This window comes from Kluyvera sp. CHPC 1.251 (assembly GCF_036759945.1).
GTDB lineage: Bacteria > Pseudomonadota > Gammaproteobacteria > Enterobacterales > Enterobacteriaceae > Kluyvera > Kluyvera sichuanensis.
The window spans coordinates 119,727-143,679 of the sequence record NZ_JAPKIC010000006.1 but is presented as its reverse complement, the minus strand read 5'-3'; the positions used below and the strand labels follow the sequence as shown (position 1 = coordinate 143,679).

Below are 23,953 nucleotides of genomic sequence, written 5' to 3'. Positions count from 1 at the left end.
AGCAATGTTTTCTACTTTCGACGTTTCTCAGCGCATGGAGTTGCAAGTTTTTTCTCCTTAACCCGCGCTATCATTTTCTCACTCTAAAAAAGGCAGTGAATAAGCCTGTAATATCTGCACTACCTGGAATATCAAACTGCATTAGAACAATAAACCCCTACATACTAAGAGTGAGAATTTGTTATGGAAACAATCTCAATAGCAACCGCACCGACGTCGTCAGCGGCCGCGCGAGCGGGCATGTCAGACAGTGAATGGCAGGCGGCAATAAAATTCGACAGTACCGACGTTGGCTGGGTCATTATGAGTATCGGGATGGCGATTGGGGCGGGGATCGTGTTCCTGCCGGTTCAGGTTGGTCTGATGGGGCTGTGGGTCTTCCTGCTCTCCTCCATCGTTGGCTACCCGGCGATGTACCTGTTCCAGCGCCTGTTTATCAACACCCTGGCGGAATCACCGGAGTGTAAAGACTACCCAAGCGTTATCAGCGGCTACCTCGGCAAAAACTGGGGGATCTTACTCGGTGCGCTCTACTTCATCATGTTGGTTATCTGGATGTTCGTTTACTCCACGGCGATCACCAACGACAGTGCCTCCTATCTGCATACCTTTGGTGTGACTGACGGACTGCTCTCCGAAAACCCATTTTATGGCCTGGTGCTGATCTGCGTGCTGGTGGCGATATCGTCGCGTGGGGAGAAGCTGCTGTTTAAAGTCTCCAGCTTTATGGTGCTGACCAAACTGCTGGTGGTGGCGGCACTTGGGGTGTCGATGGTGGGCATGTGGCATTTGTACAACGCCGGAACGCTGCCGCCGATGGGGCTGCTGATTAAAAACGCCATTATCACGCTGCCGTTTACCCTGACCTCTATCCTGTTTATTCAAACCCTGAGCCCGATGGTTATCTCCTACCGCTCAAAGGAGAAATCCCGCGAAGTGGCGCGTCACAAGGCGCTGCGGGCAATGAACATCGCCTTCGGCATTCTGTTCGTGGTGGTCTTCTTCTACGCCGTCTCCTTTACGCTGGCGATGGGTCACGATGAAGCGGTGAAAGCTTACGAGCAGAACATCTCGGCGCTGGCGATTGCCGCCCAGTTTATTAACGGCAGCGCGGGTGCCTGGGTGACCGTGGTGAGCGTGATCCTCAATATCTTTGCTGTGATGACTGCCTTCTTCGGTGTTTATCTGGGCTTTCGCGAAGCGACGCAGGGGATCGTTATCAACCTGCTGCGCCGGAAAATACCAGAGGACAAAATCAATCAGACGCTGGTGCAGCGTGGGATCATGATCTTCGCCATCCTGCTGGCCTGGAGCGCTATCGTGCTCAATGCGCCAGTGCTGAGTTTCACCTCTATCTGTAGCCCTATTTTCGGCATGGTCGGCTGTCTTATCCCGGCCTGGCTGGTTTACAAGGTGCCGGCGCTGCACAAATACAAAGGCGTCTCTCTGGTGATTATCGTCATCACCGGCCTGCTGCTCTGCGTCTCGCCGTTCCTTGCCTTCTCCTGATTTACGCGTGGTATTGAATATGGTTGATGTATCAATGAATCCGCTCTGGGACAACATGATTCAGGCGGTAAAACAGAACGTGAAGCCCGCAATGGGCTGCACCGAACCGGTCTCACTGGCGCTGGCAAGCGCGATTGCAGCATCCCATCTGGCGGGACGTATCAGCCATATCGAGGCTAAAGTGTCGCCGAACCTGATGAAAAACGGCATGGGCGTTACCGTGCCGGGGACGGGGATGGTGGGGCTGCCGATTGCCGCCGCGCTGGGTGCGCTGGGCGGTGATGCACAGGCCGGGTTAGAGGTCCTGAAGGGCGCATCGGTGGAAGATATTACGGCGGCCAAGGTTCTGCTAGCCAGCGGTAAGGTGTCGGTGACCATGGAGGACCCGTGCGATGACGTGTTGTACGCCAGCGCCACGGTCTATACCCTCGATGAATCGGCGACGGTGACCATTGCCGGTGGTCATACGCGGGTGATTCGCGTAGTGAAAAATGGCGTGACGCTGCTGGATGCCAGCAATTGCGAAGGCGCAGAAGAAGAGCAGACAACATCCCTTGAAAACGTCACCCTGGAGCAGGTCGTTGAGTTTGCCGAGCAGGTGCCGTTTGAAAAGATAAGCTTTATCCTTGATGCCGCCCTGTTGAACAGCGCGCTCTCCCATGAAGGGCTGCGTGCACCGTACGGCCTGCATATTGGCGCGACCCTGCAACGTCAGCGCGAGCGTGGGCTGCTGGCAAAAGATCTGCTGACCGACATCATGATCCGCACTTCGGCGGCCTCTGATGCACGCATGGGGGGCGCTTGCCTGCCAGCAATGAGCAACTCCGGCTCGGGCAACCAGGGCATTGCTGCGACTATGCCGGTAGTGGTGGTCGCGGAGCATCTGGGCTGCTCACAGGAAAAAATGGCCCGCGGGCTGATTCTTTCGCACCTGACGGCCATTTATATCCACCACCAGCTGCCGATGCTTTCTGCGCTTTGTGCCGCGACCACGGCCTCGATGGGGGCGGCGGCCGGTATCTGCTGGCTTATTGACGGCAGCTACCGCAGCATCTCGATGGCCATCAGCAGCATGATTGGCGACGTCAGCGGCATTATCTGCGATGGCGCGTCCAACAGTTGCGCGATGAAGGTATCAACCAGCGTCTCGTCGGCATGGAAAGCGGTGCTGATGGCGTTGGATGAAACGGCGGTAACCGGGAATGAGGGGATTGTGGCGAACGATGTAGAGCAGTCGATTAGCAACCTTTGCTCGCTGGCCTGTCACTCCATGCAGCAGACGGACAAGCAGGTGATTCAGATTATGGCGAGCAAGCTCGCGTAAAAAGTAGCCCCGGTGTCTGGCCGGGGCAGCTTCTCAGGCGGCGTGTTCTTCTGCCTGATGACGTTCTGCTTCACAAACGATCGCTTCGAGCTCGTTCAGCATCTCTTCAAAACCAAAGTTTTTTGGCGCGCTGACCGGCTGTGGTGCTTTAACGACGACGGCCTTGTGCTGCTTTTTGTTATTTCGCTTACTCATGTTGTTTTCGGTGTCCCTGAAAATCGTTACACCGGTAAATCTATCAGCAAAGCGCGCAGCGGGGTATCAGCCACGAGTGTGATATTGCTCTCATCGCGGATAAATGCCCCATCACCGCAGGTCAGAGACTGTTTTTCCGCCTCGTGAGCCAGCGCGTGAACCGTGCCATGAATCGACTGCAGATAGGCACGCGGCCCGTGCAGCTGCAGACTGACCTGCTCGCCTTTGGCAAGCTCGATATGGTGCAGCCATACCTGCTGGCGCAGCTGTAAACTATGCTGGCTGCCGTCCGGCGAGGCTAACAGTTGATGATCGATCTCTTTCAGTTTGATCTTCTGCACGCGCGAGTTCTCGCGCTCCGGGCAGGCGTCGAGCCAGATTTGTATCCGGGTTAACGACTTGTCTTTACTCAGATTATGCTCGCTGTAGCTGACGCCTGGCTGAGTGGCAATCAGCAGCGCTTCACCGGCTTTGGCATGAATATGGTGGCCTTCGCTATCGCGGTATTCTGCTTCACCTTCCAGAATCAGATTCAGAATATCGACTTTTGGATAGGTGCGCGGCTGGAAAGAGGCGCCCGGTGCGAGCACTTCCTGATTCAACACGCGCAGTGAGGCGTAGCCCAGCAGCTTCGGATCAAAGTAGTGCCCAAAAGAGAAGGTGTAGCGAGCCTGCAGCCAACCGAAGTCTGCCTGTCCGCACTGTTTCGCTGTTCTTGTGGTAATCATCTTCTTGACCCTCCTTTACACTAAAACAATGGTAAAGGTATGGACGCTGCATTGTTAGCCAGATATTCTGCCCGGTATGTTCAAATTTACTGAATGAGCACGCCATGGCTAAAGAGAGAGCACTGACGCTGGAAGCACTACGAGTAATGGATGCCATCGATAGACGCGGAAGCTTTGCCGCCGCGGCTGATGAGCTCGGACGCGTGCCTTCGGCATTAAGCTACACCATGCAAAAGCTGGAAGAAGAGCTGGACGTGGTACTGTTTGACCGCTCGGGTCATCGAACAAAATTCACTAACGTGGGCCGCATGCTGCTGGAACGCGGTCGCGTGCTGCTGGAAGCCGCCGATAAGCTGACGACCGATGCCGAAGCGCTGGCTCGCGGCTGGGAAACCCATCTCACCATCGTAGCAGAAGCGCTTATTCCAACCTCTGCGCTGTTCCCACTGGTGGAAAAGCTGGCGACCAAATCCAATACCCAACTGTCGATTATTACCGAAGTGCTGGCGGGTGCCTGGGAGCGCCTGGAGCAGGGGCGAGCGGATATCGTGATTGCACCGGATATGCATTTCCGCTCATCGACGGAGATTAACTCCCGCAAGCTCTATTCGGTGATGAACGTGTATGTCGCCGCGCCGGATCACCCTATCCATCAGGAAGCCGAACCGCTGTCGGAAGTGACGCGCGTGAAGTATCGCGGCGTGGCGATTGCCGATACCGCCCGCGAACGTCCGGTGTTGACGGTACAGCTACTGGATAAGCAACCGCGTTTGACGGTCACGTCGATGGAAGAGAAGCGTCAGGCGCTGTTAGCCGGCCTGGGTGTAGCGACCATGCCGTATCCGATGGTCGAAGAAGATATCGCGCAGGGTCGCTTACGCGTGGTGAGCCCGGAATATACCAGCGAGATTGATATCATCATGGCCTGGCGTCGCGACAGCATGGGGGAAGCGAAGTCCTGGTGTCTGCGTGAGATTCAAAAGCTGTTAACCGCGAAATAGAGTTGTAGGCCGGATAAGGCGTTTACGCCGCCATCCGGCAACCAGCACCGAATTGCCTGATGGCGCTATGCTTATCAGGCCTACAAGACCCGAACTGTCGCGAAGCGATGCCGGGATCAGGAAAGACGCTTCGGATCCGGTCCGAAACGGTTGTCGCCAGGCGTTCCGTTCTGGCAGTTAAAGATGATGATCACAATCCAGCCAATCACCGGAATGATCAGTAGCAGCAGCCACCACGCCGAGCGATCGGTGTCGTGCAGTCGGCGGAACTGCACAGCCCACCACGGAATAAAGACCAGAATGCCGTAAATAGTGGTAAGGATCCCTTCGCCGCCAGCGCGCTGCCAGCCCAGCATCTTGTCTATCACCCCCAGCACGAACGTCAAAATGACGTTCACCAGAATAAACATCCAGTACTCTTTGCGACGGGCGCGGCCGCCAAACCCAATGTAATTACGTAGAACGTTGAGATACCAATCCATTTTTATGCCTCAGTTGACCATTAATCACTTGTTTTTAAAGCGATCAAGCTAAGGATAGTCGTGAATGAAAAGGTGGTAAATATTGATGGCGTGAATTAATTGGGCATCGAGGACCGATGCCCGGTGTGCTTAGCGGAAACGCTCGTCGCGGCCGTGCGGTTCGTCCAGATCCTGCCATGGTCCGATGGAGATAATCCCGGTCGGGTTGATGGTTTTGTGGCTACGGAAGTAGTGGTTGCGGATATGGTCGAAATCGACGGTTTCAGCGATGCCCGGCATCTGGTAGATATCACGCAGGAAGCCGTGCAGATTCAGATAGTCGCTGATGCGATGCTTATCGCATTTAAAGTGGGTCACGTAGACCGGATCGAAGCGGATCAACGTCGTCCACAGGCGAATATCGGCTTCGGTGAGCTGGTTACCTGTCAGGTAGCGATGCTGGCCGAGGATCTTCTCCAGACGATCCAGTGAGCTAAAGACTTTCTCGACGGCATCATCATAGGCCGCCTGGCTGGTGGCGAAGCCGGCTTTGTAGACCCCGTTGTTCACGGTGTCATAGATCCAGCTATTCAGCTCGTCAATCTGCTCACGCAGCGCGACCGGATAGTAATCGCCCGCTTTGGCACCCAGCGCATCAAAGGCGGTATTGAACATGCGAATGATCTCCGCAGATTCGTTGCTGACGATGGTCTGATTCTTTTTATCCCACAGTACCGGTACGGTTACGCGCCCGGAGTAGCTGGAGTCGGCATGCTGATAGAGCTGGTAAAGGAACTGATGCTGATAAAGGGTATCGCCAGTGGCAGCCGGGAAATCGGCGTCGAAGGTCCAGCCATTTTCCAGCATGAGCGGGTTCACGACGGAAACCGAAATAAACGGCTCCAGCCCTTTGAGCTTACGCAGGATCAGCGTGCGGTGCGCCCACGGACAGGCAAGAGAGACGTACAGGTGGTAGCGATCTTTCTCGGCGGCGAAACCACCGTTGCCGGTCGGGCCCGGTTCACCGTCGGCGGTCAGCCAGTTACGAAATGCGGAAACCGAACGCTGGAAACGTCCACCGGTGGATTTGGTGTCATACCAGACGTCCTGCCAGACGCCATCGATCAATTGTCCCATGATGTTCTCCTCCAGATAGCAAAAGCGAGGAGATATCTCCTCGCTTTTTTATTCATTCAGTATAGTGCGCTTACCACTTTTTATTCAGCACGCGGTCGATGCTGAATGCGCCTGGACCAGTGATACCCAGCAGCAGGTAGCCGCCAGCGATGGTCAGGTTTTTCATAAACATCAGCGAGTTCATGCCTTCAGCAAAGTTGCTGTGGAAGATGAAGGCGGTCAGCAGGGTGAAGCCTGCGGTGAACAGCGCGGTGGTACGAGTCAGGAAACCGAACAGAATCGCCAGACCGCCGCCAAACTCAAGCAGAATGGTCAGTGGCAGCAGGAAACCTGGGACACCCATTGCTTCCATATACTGCTGCGTACCCGCATACCCGGTGATTTTGCCCCAGCCAGCGGTGATAAACAGAATCGGCATCAGAATACGTGCGACCAGGAAACCAATATCTTCTAATTTTTTCATCTTTCTCTCCAGAGAACCTTGCGGGCAGTTAAACCGTTTTATTGAGCGTTTACACGTTGATAGCGCGTAGTTGCTGTCGATGGAGAGAAATATAACTGTGACGTATAACAATTGTTAGCAAGGAAAACTGTTGAAGTTCTTCAAAGAATCTGAGCAATGATGTATGGCAGCGGAAAAAGCAGAGTAGGGAGGACTAAACGGAACGGCGCAGGATATTTCTGACCATGCGCCAGGTGCTCCAGACGCCCAGGCCGCGACGGGCCCAGCGCACCAGAAAACGCGGATGACGTAGAGAAACCACCGCCATCGCGCTGCTGGCGACCATCACCCATGAGCGCAGACTTACCAGGCGGTCCCAGCCGCGATCGTAGGGCTGAGTGGCCTCCAGCCAGTCGCGACGGCTGGCGCTCATATCCAGCCGTTGCTGTTGAATTTCCCGCAGCAAATACGCTTTGCGTTCCTCTCGCTCCTGTCGTGGACTCATGGTTCATCATCCTCCAGCAGGGCGCGATCGTTAGCCAGCTCGTGGCGAGTATGGCGCAGCAGGGTAGAACGGCGGGCTTTGCGCAGGGTCCATATGCCGCCAATCAGCGCAAGCAGCAGCAGCGTTGCCGTGGTGGCGACCATCACGATAAGGCGATATTGCGGGTCGACTGCCCACATGATCAGCACCAGCAGGCTCATCAGGCCGAACGCGGTGAACAGCAGGGTAAGCCCGGCCATTAACAGGATCTGGATGAGGTTGGCTTTCTCCTCCTCCAGCTCAACGACCGCTAAGCGCAGCCGCGTTTCGACCATCTGAACCACGAGGGTAACGATGCGCTGGCCAATGCCGAGAATGTTCTTTCCCGGCCCCGGCGCGTGTTGAGATTGACTCATGCTTAGCGACGCGTCAGCAGTACGCCCAGCACCAGCCCGACAGCCGCACCAATACCGACGCCGGTCCATGGGTTTTCACGCACGTAGCCGTCGGCCTTCGCCGCCGCTTCACGCGTTTGCTTCGTCAGCACTTCACCCGCTTCGCCCAGACGGTCACGGCTCTCTTTGAGCGCGCTCTCTGCTTTACTGCGCAGCTTGCTCATCTCCTCTTTGGATTTGTCGGTGGAAGCATTCAGGACTTCTTCCAGGGTATCGGACAGGGCCTTCAGCTCTGCGCGTAACTGATCTGATGTCGAATCTTTAGCCATCGTATCTCTCCTTTAAGGATTTCCACTCAATATGCGCGGGATTCCAGCGCGTTAAGTTCTTTTTTGGCTTCCTGCAGCTTATGCTCGCGTTTTGCCACTTTATCCGCATCGCCTTTCTGCTCTGCTTCCTTCAGATCCTGCTCGCGCTCGCGAACTTCATCCTTCTGTTCCGCAATTTTTTCCTGATGATCGGCGCGAAGCTTGCTGTCAGTACAGTGTGCCTGGACTTCGCTCAGCGCCTTTTTCAGGCCGTCGATACGGTGCTGATTGTTATGCTTCTCGGCATAGCCAATCTCACGCTGAATGTCCTGCTCTTTTTCCTGACACAGTGATGTTGCTGCTGCGCTCGCACTAAGAGACGCGAGGGCAAGAGCAAGAACGATGCGGTATTTCATGTATGAACCTTCCATTGTGCGTAGTACATCGGCATGTACTTTTTCCGGTATGTGAGTAGCGCCGTTGCGTCACCCACAATACTAAGCATAGTAAGTAAAATACAAAATCACCAAAGCGGGTGAAAGTATTCGGATTCCTGGAAGTGGCTAACCAAATCGATGCGAGGTATCACGAAGAAGGGACAGCCAGCTTGCCGGGTCGTTATCTTCATCCTGCAGCGCAATCACGTAGACGTGCGGCAGGGTGTTATCCAGCACGCGCTTTGCTGCGGCGCTCTGCTCGCTGGATTCAAAGGTAATCAATAAGGCATCATCCTTCGGCGTGATGCTCTTAAAGCGAATGCCGTTAGCGTCCAGATGATGAGAAATGGAGAAGCCGTCGGGCATGCTGGCCTGATTCATCGGGCGAATGGCCAGCGTAGATTCTTCGCGCTGCAGTGCAGCCCATAGCCAAAGCATGAGGCATAGCACCAGCATCATGCCCAGACTAACGGCAAATCGACGTAGCAGAATGCGGTTTGCTACCATCTTAGCCCCGATTACCGTATTTCTTCTTCCATACGACGGCCAGTGAACCAATCAGGCCGACGACCAGTAGGACCACCGGCAGCAGCATCAGGCACGACATCAGCGCGTCTTCGTATTTCTGGAATACCGGGGTTTTACCCAGCAGATAGCCAAGGGTGGTCAGAATCAGCACCCACAGCAGGCCGCTCATCCAGTTGAAAAACTGGAAGCGCGCGTTGTTCAGGCCTGAAATTCCGGCAATGGTCGGCAGCAGGGTACGAACGAACGCAATAAAGCGACCAATCAGCAGCGCAGAGAGCCCGTGCTTATGGAATAGATGGTGCGCACGCTGGTGGTAGTGGGCAGGAAGATGCGAAAGCCAGTTCTGGACGATACGGGTATTGCCCAGCCACTTGCCCTGAATATAGCTAAGCCAGCAGCCGAGGCTGGCGGCGACGGTCAGCAAAAGGACCGTTTGCGGGAAGCCCATTGCGCCTTTAGCAATCAGTACGCCGACCAGCACCAGCAGGCTATCGCCCGGTAAAAACGCAGCCGGCAGCAAACCGTTCTCAAGGAACAGGATCATAAATAAGACAAAATAGAGCATACCGATCATGGACGGATTAGCGAGGGTTTCGAAATCCTGGCTCCACAAGGCATTTAAGAGTTGGGTTAGTAGTTCCATTCACGATTCCTGGTACATCGATTAACGTAATGCCTGAACGCGCTGCGACGGTCTTTGCTTGTTTCTATTTTAATAGCATCGCGGTAAATACGCGCTGAACAGTCCCTGTTTTGGCAAAATAATCTACTGCTGAACAACAAAAAGGCAAAATGCATGCAATTGTAACAAATGGCGCGGTTTTCCGTCATAGAAATTGCAATTTGTTGCAGAACGATTTTGCGGTTTCGGGCGGGGAGTGGCTAGGGGATTTACAAAGGCTTACCCACGTGAAAAGTCAGGTAAGCCTGGAGCAGTGACAAGGGCGCTTATTTGCCGCCGATAGCGACCGTATCGAGGTGAACGACCGGGTTTTCCGCAAACAGGTAGCGGTCGGCATTGAACTCAAAATCATCGCTGGTTTCGTTGAACAGCATCAGCTTGGTGTTTTCCAGATGCTGCCACATGGCAATTTTTGCCGCATGCGGATCTTTGCGAATCAGCGCTTTCAGGATCTGGTCGTGGTCGTCACACCAGTTATCTACGGTGCGAGCGTCGATATGGTCGTGGAGTTTTTTCCAGTACGGGTTGTGCACGCGCTGGGTCCACATTTTTTCAACGATGGCCGCAAGCGCGGTGTTTTGTGTTGCCAGAGCAACCTGCACGTGGAACTGGAGATCCCACTGGGAGTCGCGGAAGCACTGCTCTTTGCGTGCGTTTTCCTGGATCTCCATCAGCTTCATGATGTCCTGCTTGGTGACCTGGGTAGCGGCAAACTCCGCGATGTTGCTCTCAATCAGCTGACGTGCCTGCAGCAGCTCAAACGGACCGTAGTTGGCAAACTCCAGCGTTTCGTCCGGCATCTGATGGTATTTCGGCTGATTGGAAATGACGTGAATGCCGGAGCCTTTACGGACTTCAACATACCCTTCGACTTCCAGCATGATAATCGCTTCGCGAACCACGGTGCGGCTGACGCTCTTTTCATCGGCAATAAAGCGCTCTGCAGGCAGTTTATCGCCCACAAGGTAGACGCCTTGCTCAATGCGTTCTTTTAGCTCAGCGGCCAGTTGCTGATACAAGCGACGTGAGTCGGCGATTTCCATATGCTCTCCAGGCAGGGTACGGCAGATTAAATTTGTTATACCACTTTTACGAGCAGCTAACCACATTATGACATGAAAAAAGCCGCCTGTAACAAGGCGGCTTTTGTGAAAACGGACATCCGTTACAGTTTAGTTTTGCGTCGCCTGTTGCGTAGGGCGATTCGCGCCGGATTCACCGTCGTCAGCCTGCTTATTCTGCAGGACGGTCCAGATAACCAGCGCCCCTAACAGGTCGAAGATAGCCAGCACGGCAAACAGCGGGCTGAAGCCGATAGTGTCAGCCAGCGCACCGACGACCAGAGCAAACATGGTGCTCGCCATCCACGCCGCCATCCCGGTCAGACCGTTCGCGGTAGCCACTTCGTTACGACCGAAGACGTCAGAAGAGAGCGTAATCAGCGCACCAGACAGAGACTGGTGAGCAAAGCCACCGAGGCACAGCAGGGCGATAGCAATGTATGGGCTGGTGAACAGACCGATCATCCCAGGGCCAATCATCAGCAGTGCACCCATGGTGACAACCATTTTACGGGACACAATCAGGTTCACGCCAAACCAGCGCTGGAACAGCGGCGGCAGGTAGCCACCCAGTACGCAGCCTACGTCAGCGAACAGCATTGGCATCCAGGCAAACATGGCGATCTCTTTCAGGTCAAAGCCGTAGACTTTGAACATGAACAGTGGGATCCAGGCGTTGAAGGTACCCCATGCTGGTTCAGCCAGGAAGCGCGGCAGGGCGATACCCCAGAAGCGACGGGTCTGAATGATCTGCCATGGAGACATTTTCTTCGCATTGTTGGTCTGGTGCTGTGCTTCCTGACCACCAATGATGTATTCACGTTCTTCGTCAGTTAATTTTTTCTGATCGCGTGGATGTTTGTAGAAGATGAGCCAGCACATTGCCCAGACGAAGCTCAGCGCACCGGAGATAATGAACGCCATCTGCCAGCTGTGCATCACGATTGCCCAGACTACCAGCGGTGGTGCAATCATGCCGCCGATAGATGAACCGACGTTAAAGTAACCTACTGCGATAGAACGCTCTTTTGCCGGGAACCATTCGGAGCTCGCTTTCAGACCCGCAGGGATCATGGCTGCTTCAGCCGCACCGACCGCACCACGTGCGACGGCCAGACCGCCCCAACTGCCTGCCAGCGCAGTCGCGCCGCAGAAAACAGCCCAGGCAACGGCGAAGAAGGCGTAACCGATTTTGGTACCCAGAATGTCCAGAACGTAGCCGGCAACCGGCTGCATCACGGTGTAAGCTGCAGAGTAAGCAGCGATGATGTAAGAGTATTGCTGTGTGGAAATGTGCAGCTCAGCCATCAGAGTCGGCGCAGCTGCCGCCACGGTATTACGTGTCAGGTAGCCCAGCACGGTGCCCATCGTCACCAGTGCGATCATGTACCAACGTAACCCTTTAATTTTACGCATGTAAACCTCATCGTGTTGTTATAACTGCGAGTCCTGCAGCCATCCTCCCGTGTTGCCGGAAGATGTCATTCTCGAAGGGGCTTACCGGAGTAAACTTCCCGGTACGGCCCGAACTTGCCAGTAAGTACGCGTGCTGAATTCGGTATCCGTACCGCTCAATCAGGTGTCTGTATCGACCACGTCGACTGCATTCCGTCGTTCAATGTGTTTCGACGGGGTGCAAGATAACTTGTCATACAACTTTAAAAGGTGAATACCGTCACAAAAGAGGTATTTTCCGTACGGTTTAAGGGGTAGATAGGCCAGGCCAGGCGCGGCGCGGCTTGCAGGGGCGTTTCATCATTTTTTCTGTCATTTTTTGTCAAGGTTTATTGATCTAACTCACGAAAAAATCTTCGGTTGAACGAAATTGGTGTGATAACTTTGACAGCATTACAGATAAACATCTGACCCACTCGTTGAGAGGAAGACGATAATGACCCCGTTCATGACTGAAGATTTTCTGTTAGACACCGAATTTGCCCGCCGTCTGTACCACGACTACGCAAAAGATCAGCCGATTTTCGACTATCACTGCCACCTGCCACCACAGCAGGTTGCGGAAGACTATCGTTTTAAAAACCTGTATGACATCTGGCTGAAAGGCGACCACTACAAGTGGCGCGCAATGCGTACCAACGGCGTAGCTGAACGCCTGTGTACCGGCGATGCGTCTGACCGCGAGAAGTTTGACGCGTGGGCTGCCACCGTGCCGCACACCATCGGCAACCCGTTATACCACTGGACTCACCTCGAACTGCGTCGCCCATTCGGCATCACCGGTAAACTGCTGTCACCGACTACTGCTGGTGAAATCTGGGATGAGTGCAACGAGCTGCTGGCTCAGGATAAATTCTCCGCACGCGGCATCATGAAGCAGATGAACGTGAAAATGGTCGGCACCACCGATGACCCGATCGATTCTCTGGAACATCATGCGGCCGTAGCGAAAGACGGTTCCTTTGACGTGAAAGTGCTGCCGAGCTGGCGCCCGGATAAAGCCTTCAACATCGAACTGGCTACCTTCAACGACTACATGGCGAAACTGGGTGAAGTGTCTGACACCGACATCCGTCGCTTTGCGGACCTGCAGACTGCGCTGACTAAGCGTCTGGATCACTTTGCTGCTCACGGCTGTAAAGTGTCTGACCACGCGCTGGACGTTGTTCTGTTCGCGGAATCTAACGAAGCGGAACTGGATAGCATCCTGGCACGTCGCCTGGCGGGTGAAACCCTGAGCGAGCACGAAGTTGCCCAGTTCAAAACCGCCGTACTGGTCTTCCTGGGCGCTGAGTACGCACGTCGCGAATGGGTACAGCAGTACCACATCGGCGCACTGCGTAATAACAACCTGCGTCAGTTCAAACTGCTGGGTGCGGACGTCGGCTTTGACTCCATCAATGACCGCCCAATGGCTGAAGAGCTGTCTAAGCTCCTGAGCAAACAGAACGAACAGAATCTGCTGCCAAAAACCATTCTGTACTGCCTGAACCCGCGCGATAACGAAGTGCTGGGCACCATGATCGGTAACTTCCAGGGTGAAGGTATGCCGGGCAAGATGCAGTTCGGTTCCGGCTGGTGGTTCAACGATCAGAAAGACGGTATGGAACGTCAGATGACTCAGCTGGCGCAGCTGGGCCTCCTGAGCCGCTTCGTCGGTATGCTGACCGATAGCCGCAGCTTCCTGTCCTACACCCGTCACGAATACTTCCGTCGTATTCTTTGCCAGATGATCGGCCGTTGGGTTGCTGCGGGCGAAGCGCCTGCTGACATCCAGCTGCTGGGTGAGATGGTGAAAAACATTTGCTTTAACAATGCGCGTGACTACTTCGCCATTGAACTGAACTAAGGTCTGGGGTTGGTATGCAATACATCAAGATCCATGCGCTGGATAACGTCGCAGTCGCGCTCGCTGATTTGGCCGAAGGAACCGACGTCACCGTTGATGGGCAGGTGATTACCCTGCGTCAGGCGGTAACGCGTGGCCACAAGTTCGCCTTATGCAATATTGCGAAGGGTGAAAACGTCATTAAGTACGGTTTACCTATTGGTCATACGTTGGTGGATGTGGCGGCGGGCGAGCATATTCATGCTCACAACACGCGCACCAATCTGAGCGATCTGGACACGTATAGCTACCAACCTGATTTCCAGGCAGAGGTTGCCCAGCCCGTCGATCGTGACGTGCAGATCTACCGCCGTGCGAACGGTGACGTGGGCGTGCGTAACGAACTCTGGATCCTGCCGACCGTGGGCTGCGTGAACGCCATGGCTCGCCAGATGCAGAACCGTTTCCTGAAAGAGACCAACGATGCCGAAGGTATCGACGGCGTTCATCTCTTCAGCCACACCTACGGTTGCTCTCAGTTGGGTGATGACCACATCAACACCCGCACCATGCTGCAAAACATGGTGCGTCACCCGAATGCGGGCGCGGTGCTGGTGGTAGGCCTGGGTTGTGAAAACAACCAGGTTGACGCCTTCCGTGAAACCTTAGGGGAGTTCGATCCTGAACGCGTTCACTTTATGGTCTGCCAACACCAGGAAGACGAAGTGGAAGCAGGGATCGAACATCTCCATCAGCTGTACAGCGTGATGCGCAATGACAAACGCGAGCCGGGTAAACTGAGCGAGCTGAAGTTTGGTCTGGAGTGCGGTGGGTCTGATGGCCTGTCCGGCATTACCGCCAACCCGATGCTGGGTCGTTTCTCCGACTACGTGATTGCCAATGGCGGCACCACCGTGCTCACTGAAGTGCCAGAAATGTTTGGCGCCGAGCAGCTGCTGATGAGCCACTGTCGTGACGAAGAGACCTTCGGCAAGCTGGTGACCATGGTCAATGACTTTAAGCAGTACTTCATTGCCCACGACCAGCCAATCTACGAGAATCCATCGCCGGGCAACAAAGCGGGCGGTATCACTACGCTGGAAGATAAATCACTGGGCTGCACGCAGAAAGCGGGTTCCAGCAAAGTGGTTGACGTTCTGCGCTACGGTGAACGCCTGAAGACGCACGGTCTGAACCTGCTCAGCGCACCGGGTAACGATGCGGTAGCCACCAGTGCCCTGGCGGGCGCGGGCTGCCATATGGTGCTGTTCAGTACCGGTCGCGGTACCCCTTACGGTGGTTTTGTGCCGACGGTGAAAATTGCCACCAACAGCGAACTGGCTGAGAAGAAGAAACATTGGATCGACTTCAATGCTGGCCAACTGATTCACGGTAAAGCGATGCCTCAGCTGTTGGAAGAGTTTGTTGACGTTATCGTCGACTTCGCCAACGGCAAGCAGACCTGCAACGAGCGCAATGATTTCCGCGAGCTGGCTATCTTTAAGAGCGGCGTCACGTTGTAATAAAAATGTGATCTGATACGATAAAACGGCGTTTCATTGTGTGAAACGCCGTTTTTTTATGCTGTTTAACAAGGACCTCTCATGACGGCGTATTGGCTGGCCCAGGGCGTTGGCGTTCTGGCATTTATCATCGGTATCACTACCTTCATCAACCGCGATGAACGACGCTTTAAGTTCCAGCTCTCGCTCTACAGCGCCACCATTGGCGTGCACTTCTTCCTGATGGGGGCGATTCCCGCCGGGATGAGCGCCGAGCTGAACGTTATCCGAACCATTATTTCGGTCTACACGCGCCGGATCTGGGTAATGTTTGTCTTTATTGCGCTGACGCTGATTCTTGGGCTTAGCAAACTACACCATGCAATGGAACTGCTGCCGATCGCCGGCACGGTGGCCAGTACCTGGGCGCTGTTCCGCTGTCAGGGGCTGACGGTACGCTGCGTGATGTGGTGCTCCACGCTTTGCTGGGTTATCCATAACTTCTGGCTTGGCTCGATTGGCGGCACGATGATTGAGGGCAGCTTCCTGGTGATGAACGGCCTGAACATCATTCGCTTCTGGCGGATGCAGCGTAAAGGGATTGACCCGTTTAAGGTCGAGAAGAAAGTGCAGGAAGAGAACCCCTCCGCCTGATGGCGAAGGGGTCAGAGCGTTAGCTACGCAGGGCGTTCTTCGCCAGACGCGCATCCTCTGCCTGGCATACGGCAGCGGTGAACATCACGTCAGTGGAGGAGTTAATAGCCGTTTCGCAAGAGTCCTGCAGCACGCCGATAATAAAGCCGACCGCCACCACCTGCATGGCGATTTCGTTCGGGATACCGAACATGTTACAGGCTAGCGGGATCAGCAGCAGTGAACCGCCCGCCACGCCGGAAGCGCCGCAGGCGCAGAGCGATGCCACGACGCTCAGCAGCAGCGCAGTTGGCAGATCGATAGCAATACCCAGCGTATGTACGGCCGCCAGCGTCAGTACGGTGATGGTAATCGCCGCCCCCGCCATATTCACCGTTGCCCCCAACGGAATAGAAACCGAATAGGTATCGCGGTCCAGATTCAGCTTCTCACACAGCGACATGTTGACCGGAATGTTCGCCGCCGAGCTGCGGGTAAAGAAGGCGGTCACGCCGCTTTCGCGCAGGCACATCAGCACCAGTGGATACGGGTTGCGGCGAATCTGCAAATAGACCAGCAGTGGATTAATCACCAGCGCGACGACCGCCATACAGCCAACCAGTACCAGCAGAATCTGCGCGTAGCCCCACAGTGCGGAGAAGCCCGTAGTGGCAAGCGTCGAAGAGACGAGGCCGAAGATGCCGATAGGGGCAAAACGAATCACCACCTTCACGATAAAGGTAACCGCGTTTGACAGGTCGTTGACCAGATTTTTGGTGGTCTCATTGCCGTGGCGCAGCGCGAAGCCCAGACCGACCGCCCACACCAGAATGCCGATGTAGTTGGCGTTAATCAGCGCGTGGATTGGGTTCGCGACGATGCTCATCAGCAACCCATGCATGACTTCCACAATACCGGTTGGCGGCGTGATATCCGTTGCGCTAGTGGAAAGCTGCAGCGTGGAAGGGAAGATAAAGCTCACGACAACGGCGGTCAGTGCTGCGGCAAAGGTGCCGAACAGATAGAGCCATAAAATGGGGCGGATATTGGTTTTCTGGCCCTGCTGGTGGTTAGCGATTGAGGCCATGACCAGCGTTAATACCAGCACTGGCGCAACGGCTTTCAGCGCGCCGACGAACAGCGTGCCAAGCAGGCCGGTAGCGATAGCGGCAGGTTTCGAAACCAGCGCCAGGAGAATACCGAGGATAAGTCCAACCAGGATCTGTTTAACCAGACTACCCTGGGTCAGAAGACGCATGAAGCCAGATGATGCGGGTTGTTGTGTCATCATTGCATTCCTTAACGTGATGAGTTGTGTCTTTCCAGCGACGTATTATTTGTTACGTTTATGTCTGGATGTAAAAAAGTGTTTGCTCGATCGAGTATAAGGAAAGTCGTGGTTTGGGGAAGTGTAAAATGCTGGAATTTACGCCACACATCATATTTTTTAACCAATAATTTACATTGTGTGACGTAGATTGAAGTATGAAAGTCGCCCGGGCGAGGCGTTCACGCCGACCCCGGGGAGGCTCGGAGCCGTTCCCGGCGTCGCTGCGCTCGGCCGGGAAGGGGGTTACATCTTCTGTTTTTTCAGGTCGTTTCGGTGGTTAACCCAGGCGTTGAGAATCAGGGTGAATGCCAGGATCCCGCCGACCACGCCCAGCGATACCGAGATTGGGATATGGTAGAAATCGACGATCAGCATCTTGATACCGATAAACACCAGGATTACCGACAGCCCGTACTTCAGCATGGAGAAGCGCTCTGCCACGCCAGCCAGCAGGAAGTACATCGCACGCAGACCGAGGATCGCAAACAGGTTAGAGGTCAGTACGATAAACGGATCGGTGGTGACCGCAAAGATAGCCGGAATACTGTCGACCGCGAAGATAACGTCGCTCAACTCAACCAGAATCAGCACCAGCAGCAGCGGTGTAGCAAACAGCACGCCGTTCTTACGGGTAAAGAAGTGCTCGTTCTCGATCTTGTCGGTCATCCGCAAATGCCCGCGTAGCCAGCGCACCAGCGGTTTGTCGCCAATCCCGCCTTCATCTTCCTTCGCCAGCGCCATCTTAACCCCGGTGAACAGCAGGAATGCCCCGAAAAGATACAGCAGCCATTCGAACTGGGAGATAAGCCAGCTTCCCGCGAAGATCATGATAGTACGCAGCACGATCGCGCCCAGTACGCCGTAAACCAGCACGCGGCGCTGCAGCGCCGCAGGCACAGAGAAGTAGCTAAACAGCATCAGCCAGACGAAGACGTTGTCTACCGCCAGTGATTTCTCGATCAGGTAGCCGGTGAGGAAGGCCAGCGCCTGCGGGTCTGCGACCGCGCGGCCCTGAGTTTCCGCCAGATACCACCAGAACGCGGCGTTAAACAGTAATGAGAGGGTGACCCATACCAGCGACCAGGCTGCTGCCTGTTTCATGGACATGGTGTGCGCGCCGCGACGGCCCTGCAGGAACAGGTCGATAGCGAGCATAATCACCACGACGACAGCGAATCCGCCCCACAGCAACGGTGTGCCGACTGTATTCATAGATTTTTTCCTTACGCATAAAAAAACGGCTAACGTCAGAAGACGATAGCCGCTGCTTTTTTATGCATAGACCTCGCCTTCCGGCAAGGTCTCACTTACAACTAAAAACGAATGCGGTGGCGCATTCGTTTTCCGTTGCTCGGCGACCGGATACGGTTTTGCACGTATCGTAATGACGATCCACCGACAAGGAAGTTACTCCCCTTTGCACGTAACAAAATATGACAAGCCATTGATTTCGTCAATGGCCTGTAACATGTGCTTTACGTTGTTTTACGCGGCAGGGACATCCGCCGGGAAAACAACGCCGGTCTGGCGACGAATTTCCGTCTGAACCTTCGCGGTGATACGGCTCACTTCAAGGGCAGGATGGTCCACTTCGTTGATTTCGACCAGGCGCGCAAACTCCTCGGCTTCATACAGCATAGTATTAATATGCTGAGGCTGGCTGAGATCCTGCGCTTTGCTGCCGCGTGGGATGAAGGAGACTTTCTGGCACTCGGAGATTTTCTCCACCACCAGCGCACCGGCTTCGCCCTGAATTTCGCTCGGCAGAGTAGAGTCGCTGACCTTAGAGTGCTGCAACGTCACGCTGAAATCGCCGTAGTCGAGCACCGCGATACCGTGCGCATCAACGCCGCTATCCAGCAGGCTGGCAGACGCCTGTACCTGCTTCGGTTCGCCCCACAGGGCTACCGCGGAGGCCAGGCAGTAGAAACCGATATCCATAATCGAACCGTTGGAGAAGGCCGGATTAAAGGTATTTGGGTTTTCGCCGTCCAGGTAGCGCTGGTAGCGCGAGGAGTACTGGCAGTAGTTGATAAACGCCTTACGAACCGGGCCCACTTTCTCCAGCGACTGCTGCAAAATCTGGAAGTTAGGCAGGCTGGCGGTTTTGAACGCTTCGAACAGCACCACCTGGTTTTCTCGCGCAAGGGCAATAGCCTGCTCGACTTCATGCAGGTTGGAGGCCAGCGGCTTCTCACAAATCACATGCTTTTTATGCTGTAAAAACAGCGTTGTCTGCGGGAAGTGGAGTGAGTTTGGGCTGGCGATATACACCGCGTCAATATCTTCGCTTTGCGCCATGGCGTCCAGCGACGTAAACAGATGTTCGACGGGATAATCGTTGGCGAAGGTCTGTGCCTGCTCAAGGCTGCGGGAATAGACGGCGGTCAACTTGTACTTGCCGGTCTCATGCGCGGCATCGACAAACTGGCGGGTGATCCAGTTTGTCCCAATCACTGCGAAACGTATCATAAACGCCTTCTGGCTCCATAAAGGGATTCTTTCGTCAATGTAACACGCCTTTATGACATTGCCAGTGGGCGACTACGCAGATTCCTTTAACGAAAGGTGCGTCAGCCACAGACGGGTATCAAACTCCAGCTGGTGGTACTGCGGCTCCATATAGCAGCACAGCTGATAGAACGCTTTGTCGTGCTCTTTTTCTTTCAGATGCGCCAGCTCATGCACCACGATCATCTTCAAAAAAGCCTCCGGCGCGTTGCGAAATACGGTAGCGACACGAATCTCGGCTTTGGCCTTCAGCTTGCCGCCCTGCACGCGAGATACCGCCGTGTGCAACCCGAGCGCGTTCTTCAGCACGTGAATCTTGTTGTCGTACATCACCTTATTGATGGGCGGCGCGTTACGCAGGAACTGGCTTTTCAGATCCTGAGTGTACTGCCAGAGGGCTTTATCGGTGGCGAAATCGTGGGTGCCCGGATAGCGTTTTTCCAGTACTGCCCCCAGACGTCGCTCGTTAATCAATGTGCGAACCTGAGCAAGCAAGTGCTCCGGGTAGCCCTGGAGGTAAGTTAGTTGGTTCATCTTTGCCCATGCCAATCATAAAAAGTGTATACTCACGCACCCTTTTCAGGGATACGCCGAAATTTTACCATTCAGGAGGGCCGATGAGCCACACAGACAACGGTTTCCGTTCACTGACACTTAAACGTTTCCCGGAGACGGACGACGTTAACCCACTGCTGGCGTGGGAAGCAGCCGATGAATATCTGCTGCAACAGCTGGACGATACTGAGATTAGCGGCCCTGTATTAATCCTGAATGATACCTTCGGTGCGCTGGCCTGCGCGCTGGCGGAACATACGCCGTACAGCATTGGCGACTCGTATCTAAGCGAGCTGGCGACGCGTGAAAACCTGCGTCACAACGACATTGCCGAGTCGAGCGTGAAGTTCCTCGACAGCACTGCGGAATACCCGCAGGCGCCGGGCGTCGTACTGATTAAGCTGCCGAAAACCATGGCATTGCTGGAACAGCAGTTGCGCGCGTTGCGCGACGTGTTGACGCCAGAAACGCGCATTATCGCCGGTGCGAAAGCGCGTGATATCCATACTTCTACGCTTGAACTGTTTGAAAAAGTGCTGGGCCCAACCACTACCACGCTGGCATGGAAAAAGGCGCGCCTGATTAACGGCACCTTTACCAAGCCAGCGCTGGCTGACACCGCGCAGACCCTGAGCTGGAAGCTGGAAGGCACTGACTGGACCATTCACAACCACGCGAACGTTTTCTCCCGTACCGGGCTGGATATCGGCGCGCGCTTCTTTATGGAGCATCTGCCGGAAAACCTGGAAGGCGAGATTGTCGATCTTGGCTGTGGTAACGGCGTGCTGGGTATGACGCTGCTGGCAAAGAACCCAGAAGCCAGCGTGGTGTTTGTTGATGAATCACCGATGGCGGTCGCTTCCAGCCGCCTGAACGTGGAAACCAACCTGCCAGACGCGCTGGATCGCAGCGAGTTTATGATTAACAACGCGCTCTCCGGCGTAGAACCGTTCCGCTTTAACGCGGTGTTCTGCAACCCGCCGTTCCACCAGAAGCATGCGCTGACCGATAACATCGCGTGGGAGATGTTCCACCACGCCCGCCGTTGCCTGAAAATTAACGGTGAGTTGTATATCGTGGCGAACCGTCATCTGGACTACTTCCACAAGCTGAAGAAGATCTTTGGTAACTGCGAAACCATCGCCACCAACAACAAGTTTGTGATCCTCAAAGCGGTGAAGCTGGGTCGTCGTCGTTAATTAACCTCGCACGGTTTCACATTGCCGGATGGTGGCGTCACCGTCTTATCCGGCCTACAGAAGGCATTTTGCACGATCCTGTAGGCCTGATAAGCGTAGCGCCATCAGGCAAGGTGAAGCAGAGTACTGGATGGCGGCGTAACCCCCTCATCCAGCCTATATCTCTAGCGCCAGCTTCGTCCCCTGCGCAATCGCCCGCCGAGCATCCAGCTCACTGGCCACATCACAACCACCGATAAGATGCACCATCTTACCTGCCGCTTGTAACGGTTCCTGCAGCGTACGGTTTGGCTCCTGACCGGCACAGATAATCACGTTATCGACCGCGAACACCTGCGCTTCGCCACCTATCTCAACGTGCAGTCCTTCGTCGTCTATTTTCTGATAGCTGACCGCCGGGATCATCTTCACGCCGCGCGAAAGCAGGGTGGTGCGGTGGATCCAGCCGGTGGTTTTGCCTAACCCTTCGCCCGGCTTGCTGGCTTTACGCTGCAGCATCACAATCTGCCGTGGGCTGCGGGCCAGATGTGGCCCTTCCGGACGTAGGCCGCCCGCCTGCTGAAGGCTGGTATCAATGCCCCATTCTACGCAAAACTCAGCGATATTCTGGCTGGTGGGGTTGCCCGGCTGACTGAGATACATCGCCGTATCAAAACCGATGCCGCCGCAGCCGATGATCGCCACGCGCTGCCCAACCTGTGCTTTATCACGCAGCACGTCCAGATAGGTCAGTACTTTTGGGTGATCGATACCGTCGATCGGCGGGGTACGCGGCGCGATCCCGGTTGATAGGATCACTTCATCAAAGCCGAGGAGATCGTCGGCACTGACGCGCTGGTTGAGCTTCAGCGCGACGCCTGTAACGTCGATCATTCGACGGTAGTAGCGCAGCGTTTCGTAAAACTCTTCTTTGCCGGGGATCTGCTTGGCGATATTAAACTGCCCGCCGATCTCCGCGCTGGCATCAAACAGCGTCACCTGATGACCGCGCGCGGCGGCGTTGATCGCGAACGCCAGCCCCGCCGGGCCCGCACCGACGACCGCCAGGTTTTTACGCGTGGTGGCGGGGAGGATCGGCATTTTGGTTTCATGGCAGGCGCGGGGGTTGACCAGACATGAGGTTACCTTGCCGACAAAGATCTGATCCAGACAGGCCTGGTTGCAGCCGATACAGGTGTTGATCTCATCGCTGCGCCCCGCCTGAGCTTTTGATAGCAGTTCGGCATCGGCAAGGAACGGACGGGCCATCGACACCATATCGGCATCGCCACGCGCCAGAATATCGTCCGCCACCTGCGGATCGTTAATGCGGTTAGTGGTAATCAGCGGAACGGTGACCACACCTTTTAATTTACGCGTCACCCAGCTAAATGCGCCGCGCGGTACCGGCGTGGCGATGGTCGGGATCCGCGCTTCGTGCCAGCCGATCCCGGTATTGATGATCGTTGCCCCCGCGGCTTCGACAGCCTGGGCGAGGCGTACGGTTTCATCAAAGGTGCCGCCGTTATCTACCAGGTCGAGCATCGACAGGCGATAGATAATAATAAAGTCTTTCCCGACGCGCAGGCGTACGGCGCGCACCACTTCTACCGCGAAGCGCATGCGGTTGTCATAGCTGCCGCCCCATTGATCGTCACGCAGATTGGTGCGCGCAGCGAGAAATTCGTTAATCAGGTAGCCTTCCGAGCCCATCACCTCCACGCCGTCGTAGCCCGCTTCCCGCGCCAGCTGGGCGCAGCGGGCGAAGTCGTCAATCAGCGCAAGGATACCTTCGTGGGTGAGTTCGCGCGGCGTAAAGCGGTTGATGGGGGCCTGAAGTGGGGAAGGGGCCACCAGGTTTGGCTGGTAGCTGTAGCGCCCGGTATGCAGAATCTGCAGCGCAATTTTGCCGCCTTCCTGATGGACGGCATCGGTAATGGTGCGGTGGTGCGGCAATTGACTCACATCGTTCAGCATCGCGCCGCCCGCCATCCCGACGCCAGTGGCATCCGGTGCGATGCCGCCGCTGACGATCAGCGCCACGCCGTGACGCGCGCGTTCCGCGTAGAACGCCGCCAGACGCTCGGCGCCATCGGGATACTCTTCCAGCCCGGTATGCATGGAACCCATCAGCACGCGGTTTTTCAACTGGGTAAAACCGAGATCGAGCGGGGCGAACAGCGACGGATAGCTCATAAGGATGTCCAGTATGTGAAATTATTGTTATGTGGTCGGATGAGTTACTAATTTAGCCGTCGGCGGGAAAAAG

At 55.2% G+C, this 23,953-nt stretch carries 25 protein-coding genes; 7 read left to right on the top strand and 18 right to left on the bottom strand.

Going from position 1 to position 23,953, the window contains the following annotated elements; translation table 11 throughout:
* Positions 1-183: 183 nt before the first annotated feature.
* Both V6940_RS13550 and V6940_RS13545 read left to right on the top strand, forming a co-directional pair.
* Positions 184-1,509: a hypothetical protein gene (locus tag V6940_RS13550; RefSeq protein ID WP_333496219.1), complete on the top strand. Its 1,326-nt coding sequence runs from the start codon at positions 184-186 to the stop codon at positions 1,507-1,509.
* Positions 1,510-1,528: 19 nt separating this feature from the next.
* Complete coding sequence (locus V6940_RS13545) at positions 1,529-2,833, top strand: L-cysteine desulfidase family protein (RefSeq protein ID WP_333496218.1); 1,305 nt, start codon at positions 1,529-1,531, stop codon at positions 2,831-2,833.
* Positions 2,834-2,866: 33 nt separating this feature from the next.
* On the opposite strand, the gene V6940_RS13540 is transcribed toward V6940_RS13545, so the two are convergent.
* Together V6940_RS13540 and V6940_RS13535 are read right to left on the bottom strand one after the other, a co-directional pair.
* Positions 2,867-3,028 carry a hypothetical protein gene (locus tag V6940_RS13540; protein ID WP_333496217.1) on the bottom strand — a complete coding sequence of 54 codons (162 nt, stop codon included), beginning with the start codon at positions 3,026-3,028 and terminating at the stop codon, positions 2,867-2,869.
* A 26-nt stretch (positions 3,029-3,054) separates the two neighbouring features.
* Positions 3,055-3,756, bottom strand: coding sequence for a pirin family protein (locus V6940_RS13535; protein WP_185667864.1), 702 nt, complete (start codon positions 3,754-3,756; stop codon positions 3,055-3,057).
* Positions 3,757-3,860: 104 nt separating this feature from the next.
* Here V6940_RS13535 and V6940_RS13530 point away from each other — a divergent pair, with 104 nt between their 5' ends.
* Entirely contained in the window at positions 3,861-4,757 is an 897-nt protein-coding gene (locus tag V6940_RS13530; protein ID WP_185667865.1) for a LysR family transcriptional regulator, read from the top strand.
* 116 nt (positions 4,758-4,873) lie between these two features.
* Here the strand turns inward: V6940_RS13530 and V6940_RS13525 are convergent, their stop codons facing one another.
* From V6940_RS13525 to V6940_RS13475, 11 genes are all read right to left on the bottom strand, one after another.
* The gene (locus V6940_RS13525; RefSeq protein ID WP_185667866.1) at positions 4,874-5,239 is read right to left on the bottom strand and encodes a DUF805 domain-containing protein; all 366 of its coding nucleotides are present in this window, start codon (positions 5,237-5,239) and stop codon (positions 4,874-4,876) included.
* 129 nt (positions 5,240-5,368) lie between these two features.
* Entirely contained in the window at positions 5,369-6,355 is a 987-nt protein-coding gene (locus V6940_RS13520) for a glutathione S-transferase family protein (protein ID WP_220440909.1), read from the bottom strand.
* Between the two features lie 70 nt (positions 6,356-6,425).
* Positions 6,426-6,818 carry a DoxX family protein gene (locus V6940_RS13515; RefSeq protein ID WP_064542109.1) on the bottom strand — a complete coding sequence of 131 codons (393 nt, stop codon included), beginning with the start codon at positions 6,816-6,818 and terminating at the stop codon, positions 6,426-6,428.
* Between the two features lie 193 nt (positions 6,819-7,011).
* The gene (locus tag V6940_RS13510; RefSeq protein ID WP_333496216.1) at positions 7,012-7,302 is read right to left on the bottom strand and encodes a YqjK-like family protein; all 291 of its coding nucleotides are present in this window, start codon (positions 7,300-7,302) and stop codon (positions 7,012-7,014) included.
* The gene (locus tag V6940_RS13505) at positions 7,299-7,697 is read right to left on the bottom strand and encodes a phage holin family protein (RefSeq protein ID WP_333496215.1); all 399 of its coding nucleotides are present in this window, start codon (positions 7,695-7,697) and stop codon (positions 7,299-7,301) included. Before V6940_RS13505 ends, V6940_RS13510 begins: the two co-directional genes overlap by 4 nt.
* A 2-nt stretch (positions 7,698-7,699) precedes the next feature.
* Positions 7,700-8,005 (bottom strand): DUF883 family protein, encoded by a 306-nt coding sequence (locus V6940_RS13500; RefSeq protein ID WP_185667870.1) that lies wholly within the window; start codon positions 8,003-8,005, stop codon positions 7,700-7,702.
* A gap of 26 nt (positions 8,006-8,031) precedes the next feature.
* Positions 8,032-8,400: a DUF1090 domain-containing protein gene (locus tag V6940_RS13495; protein WP_185667871.1), complete on the bottom strand. Its 369-nt coding sequence runs from the start codon at positions 8,398-8,400 to the stop codon at positions 8,032-8,034.
* A gap of 147 nt (positions 8,401-8,547) precedes the next feature.
* Complete coding sequence (gene mzrA / locus V6940_RS13490) at positions 8,548-8,928, bottom strand: EnvZ/OmpR regulon moderator MzrA (protein WP_333496214.1); 381 nt, start codon at positions 8,926-8,928, stop codon at positions 8,548-8,550.
* 1 nt (position 8,929) lies between these two features.
* Entirely contained in the window at positions 8,930-9,592 is a 663-nt protein-coding gene (gene yqjA, locus V6940_RS13485) for a DedA family general envelope maintenance protein YqjA (RefSeq protein ID WP_333496213.1), read from the bottom strand.
* 305 nt (positions 9,593-9,897) lie between these two features.
* Entirely contained in the window at positions 9,898-10,674 is a 777-nt protein-coding gene (exuR, locus tag V6940_RS13480) for a transcriptional regulator ExuR (protein ID WP_333496212.1), read from the bottom strand.
* A gap of 129 nt (positions 10,675-10,803) precedes the next feature.
* Positions 10,804-12,108 (bottom strand): MFS transporter, encoded by a 1,305-nt coding sequence (locus tag V6940_RS13475; protein ID WP_333496211.1) that lies wholly within the window; start codon positions 12,106-12,108, stop codon positions 10,804-10,806.
* Positions 12,109-12,583: 475 nt separating this feature from the next.
* On the opposite strand from V6940_RS13475, the gene uxaC reads away from it, so the two are divergent.
* The 3 genes from uxaC (at position 12,584) to V6940_RS13460 (ending at position 16,131) form a co-directional block, all read left to right on the top strand.
* Positions 12,584-13,996, top strand: a complete 1,413-nt coding sequence (gene uxaC / locus V6940_RS13470; RefSeq protein ID WP_333496210.1) for a glucuronate isomerase — start codon at positions 12,584-12,586, stop codon at positions 13,994-13,996.
* Between the two features lie 14 nt (positions 13,997-14,010).
* Positions 14,011-15,498 (top strand): UxaA family hydrolase, encoded by a 1,488-nt coding sequence (locus tag V6940_RS13465; RefSeq protein ID WP_333496209.1) that lies wholly within the window; start codon positions 14,011-14,013, stop codon positions 15,496-15,498.
* A gap of 81 nt (positions 15,499-15,579) precedes the next feature.
* Entirely contained in the window at positions 15,580-16,131 is a 552-nt protein-coding gene (locus V6940_RS13460; RefSeq protein WP_333496208.1) for a YgjV family protein, read from the top strand.
* A 19-nt stretch (positions 16,132-16,150) separates the two neighbouring features.
* On the opposite strand, the gene sstT is transcribed toward V6940_RS13460, so the two are convergent.
* The 4 genes from sstT to V6940_RS13440 all read right to left on the bottom strand — a co-directional run bounded on the left by sstT (position 16,151) and on the right by V6940_RS13440 (position 20,485).
* Positions 16,151-17,401 (bottom strand): serine/threonine transporter SstT, encoded by a 1,251-nt coding sequence (gene sstT / locus V6940_RS13455; protein WP_333496207.1) that lies wholly within the window; start codon positions 17,399-17,401, stop codon positions 16,151-16,153.
* Between the two features lie 282 nt (positions 17,402-17,683).
* Entirely contained in the window at positions 17,684-18,652 is a 969-nt protein-coding gene (locus tag V6940_RS13450) for a TerC family protein (protein WP_185667880.1), read from the bottom strand.
* A 273-nt stretch (positions 18,653-18,925) separates the two neighbouring features.
* Positions 18,926-19,912: a Gfo/Idh/MocA family protein gene (locus V6940_RS13445; protein WP_333496206.1), complete on the bottom strand. Its 987-nt coding sequence runs from the start codon at positions 19,910-19,912 to the stop codon at positions 18,926-18,928.
* Positions 19,913-19,984: 72 nt separating this feature from the next.
* The gene (locus tag V6940_RS13440) at positions 19,985-20,485 is read right to left on the bottom strand and encodes a M48 family metallopeptidase (RefSeq protein ID WP_333496205.1); all 501 of its coding nucleotides are present in this window, start codon (positions 20,483-20,485) and stop codon (positions 19,985-19,987) included.
* An 83-nt stretch (positions 20,486-20,568) separates the two neighbouring features.
* Here V6940_RS13440 and rlmG point away from each other — a divergent pair, with 83 nt between their 5' ends.
* A complete protein-coding gene (gene rlmG / locus V6940_RS13435; protein ID WP_333496204.1) occupies positions 20,569-21,705 on the top strand; it encodes a 23S rRNA (guanine(1835)-N(2))-methyltransferase RlmG in 1,137 nt (378 codons plus the stop codon).
* Positions 21,706-21,861: 156 nt separating this feature from the next.
* Here the strand turns inward: rlmG and V6940_RS13430 are convergent, their stop codons facing one another.
* A complete protein-coding gene (locus V6940_RS13430; RefSeq protein WP_333496203.1) occupies positions 21,862-23,880 on the bottom strand; it encodes an NADPH-dependent 2,4-dienoyl-CoA reductase in 2,019 nt (672 codons plus the stop codon).
* Between the last annotated feature and the right edge of the window lie 73 nt (positions 23,881-23,953).

Coding starts and splice junctions, on each gene's coding strand:
- exuR (WP_333496212.1), bottom strand. CDS start 10,674: ATGGAAATCGCCGACTCACGTCGCTTGTATCAGCAACTGGCCGCTGAG.
- rlmG (WP_333496204.1), top strand. CDS start 20,569: ATGAGCCACACAGACAACGGTTTCCGTTCACTGACACTTAAACGTTTC.
- V6940_RS13550 (WP_333496219.1), top strand. CDS start 184: ATGGAAACAATCTCAATAGCAACCGCACCGACGTCGTCAGCGGCCGCG.
- V6940_RS13450 (WP_185667880.1), bottom strand. CDS start 18,652: ATGAATACAGTCGGCACACCGTTGCTGTGGGGCGGATTCGCTGTCGTC.
- sstT (WP_333496207.1), bottom strand. CDS start 17,401: ATGATGACACAACAACCCGCATCATCTGGCTTCATGCGTCTTCTGACC.
- V6940_RS13540 (WP_333496217.1), bottom strand. CDS start 3,028: ATGAGTAAGCGAAATAACAAAAAGCAGCACAAGGCCGTCGTCGTTAAA.
- V6940_RS13465 (WP_333496209.1), top strand. CDS start 14,011: ATGCAATACATCAAGATCCATGCGCTGGATAACGTCGCAGTCGCGCTC.
- V6940_RS13495 (WP_185667871.1), bottom strand. CDS start 8,400: ATGAAATACCGCATCGTTCTTGCTCTTGCCCTCGCGTCTCTTAGTGCG.
- uxaC (WP_333496210.1), top strand. CDS start 12,584: ATGACCCCGTTCATGACTGAAGATTTTCTGTTAGACACCGAATTTGCC.
- V6940_RS13460 (WP_333496208.1), top strand. CDS start 15,580: ATGACGGCGTATTGGCTGGCCCAGGGCGTTGGCGTTCTGGCATTTATC.
- V6940_RS13500 (WP_185667870.1), bottom strand. CDS start 8,005: ATGGCTAAAGATTCGACATCAGATCAGTTACGCGCAGAGCTGAAGGCC.
- V6940_RS13525 (WP_185667866.1), bottom strand. CDS start 5,239: ATGGATTGGTATCTCAACGTTCTACGTAATTACATTGGGTTTGGCGGC.
- V6940_RS13520 (WP_220440909.1), bottom strand. CDS start 6,355: ATGGGACAATTGATCGATGGCGTCTGGCAGGACGTCTGGTATGACACC.
- V6940_RS13475 (WP_333496211.1), bottom strand. CDS start 12,108: ATGCGTAAAATTAAAGGGTTACGTTGGTACATGATCGCACTGGTGACG.
- V6940_RS13545 (WP_333496218.1), top strand. CDS start 1,529: ATGGTTGATGTATCAATGAATCCGCTCTGGGACAACATGATTCAGGCG.
- V6940_RS13510 (WP_333496216.1), bottom strand. CDS start 7,302: ATGAGTCCACGACAGGAGCGAGAGGAACGCAAAGCGTATTTGCTGCGG.
- V6940_RS13430 (WP_333496203.1), bottom strand. CDS start 23,880: ATGAGCTATCCGTCGCTGTTCGCCCCGCTCGATCTCGGTTTTACCCAG.
- yqjA (WP_333496213.1), bottom strand. CDS start 9,592: ATGGAACTACTAACCCAACTCTTAAATGCCTTGTGGAGCCAGGATTTC.
- V6940_RS13515 (WP_064542109.1), bottom strand. CDS start 6,818: ATGAAAAAATTAGAAGATATTGGTTTCCTGGTCGCACGTATTCTGATG.
- V6940_RS13505 (WP_333496215.1), bottom strand. CDS start 7,697: ATGAGTCAATCTCAACACGCGCCGGGGCCGGGAAAGAACATTCTCGGC.
- V6940_RS13535 (WP_185667864.1), bottom strand. CDS start 3,756: ATGATTACCACAAGAACAGCGAAACAGTGCGGACAGGCAGACTTCGGT.
- mzrA (WP_333496214.1), bottom strand. CDS start 8,928: ATGGTAGCAAACCGCATTCTGCTACGTCGATTTGCCGTTAGTCTGGGC.
- V6940_RS13530 (WP_185667865.1), top strand. CDS start 3,861: ATGGCTAAAGAGAGAGCACTGACGCTGGAAGCACTACGAGTAATGGAT.
- V6940_RS13445 (WP_333496206.1), bottom strand. CDS start 19,912: ATGATACGTTTCGCAGTGATTGGGACAAACTGGATCACCCGCCAGTTT.
- V6940_RS13440 (WP_333496205.1), bottom strand. CDS start 20,485: ATGAACCAACTAACTTACCTCCAGGGCTACCCGGAGCACTTGCTTGCT.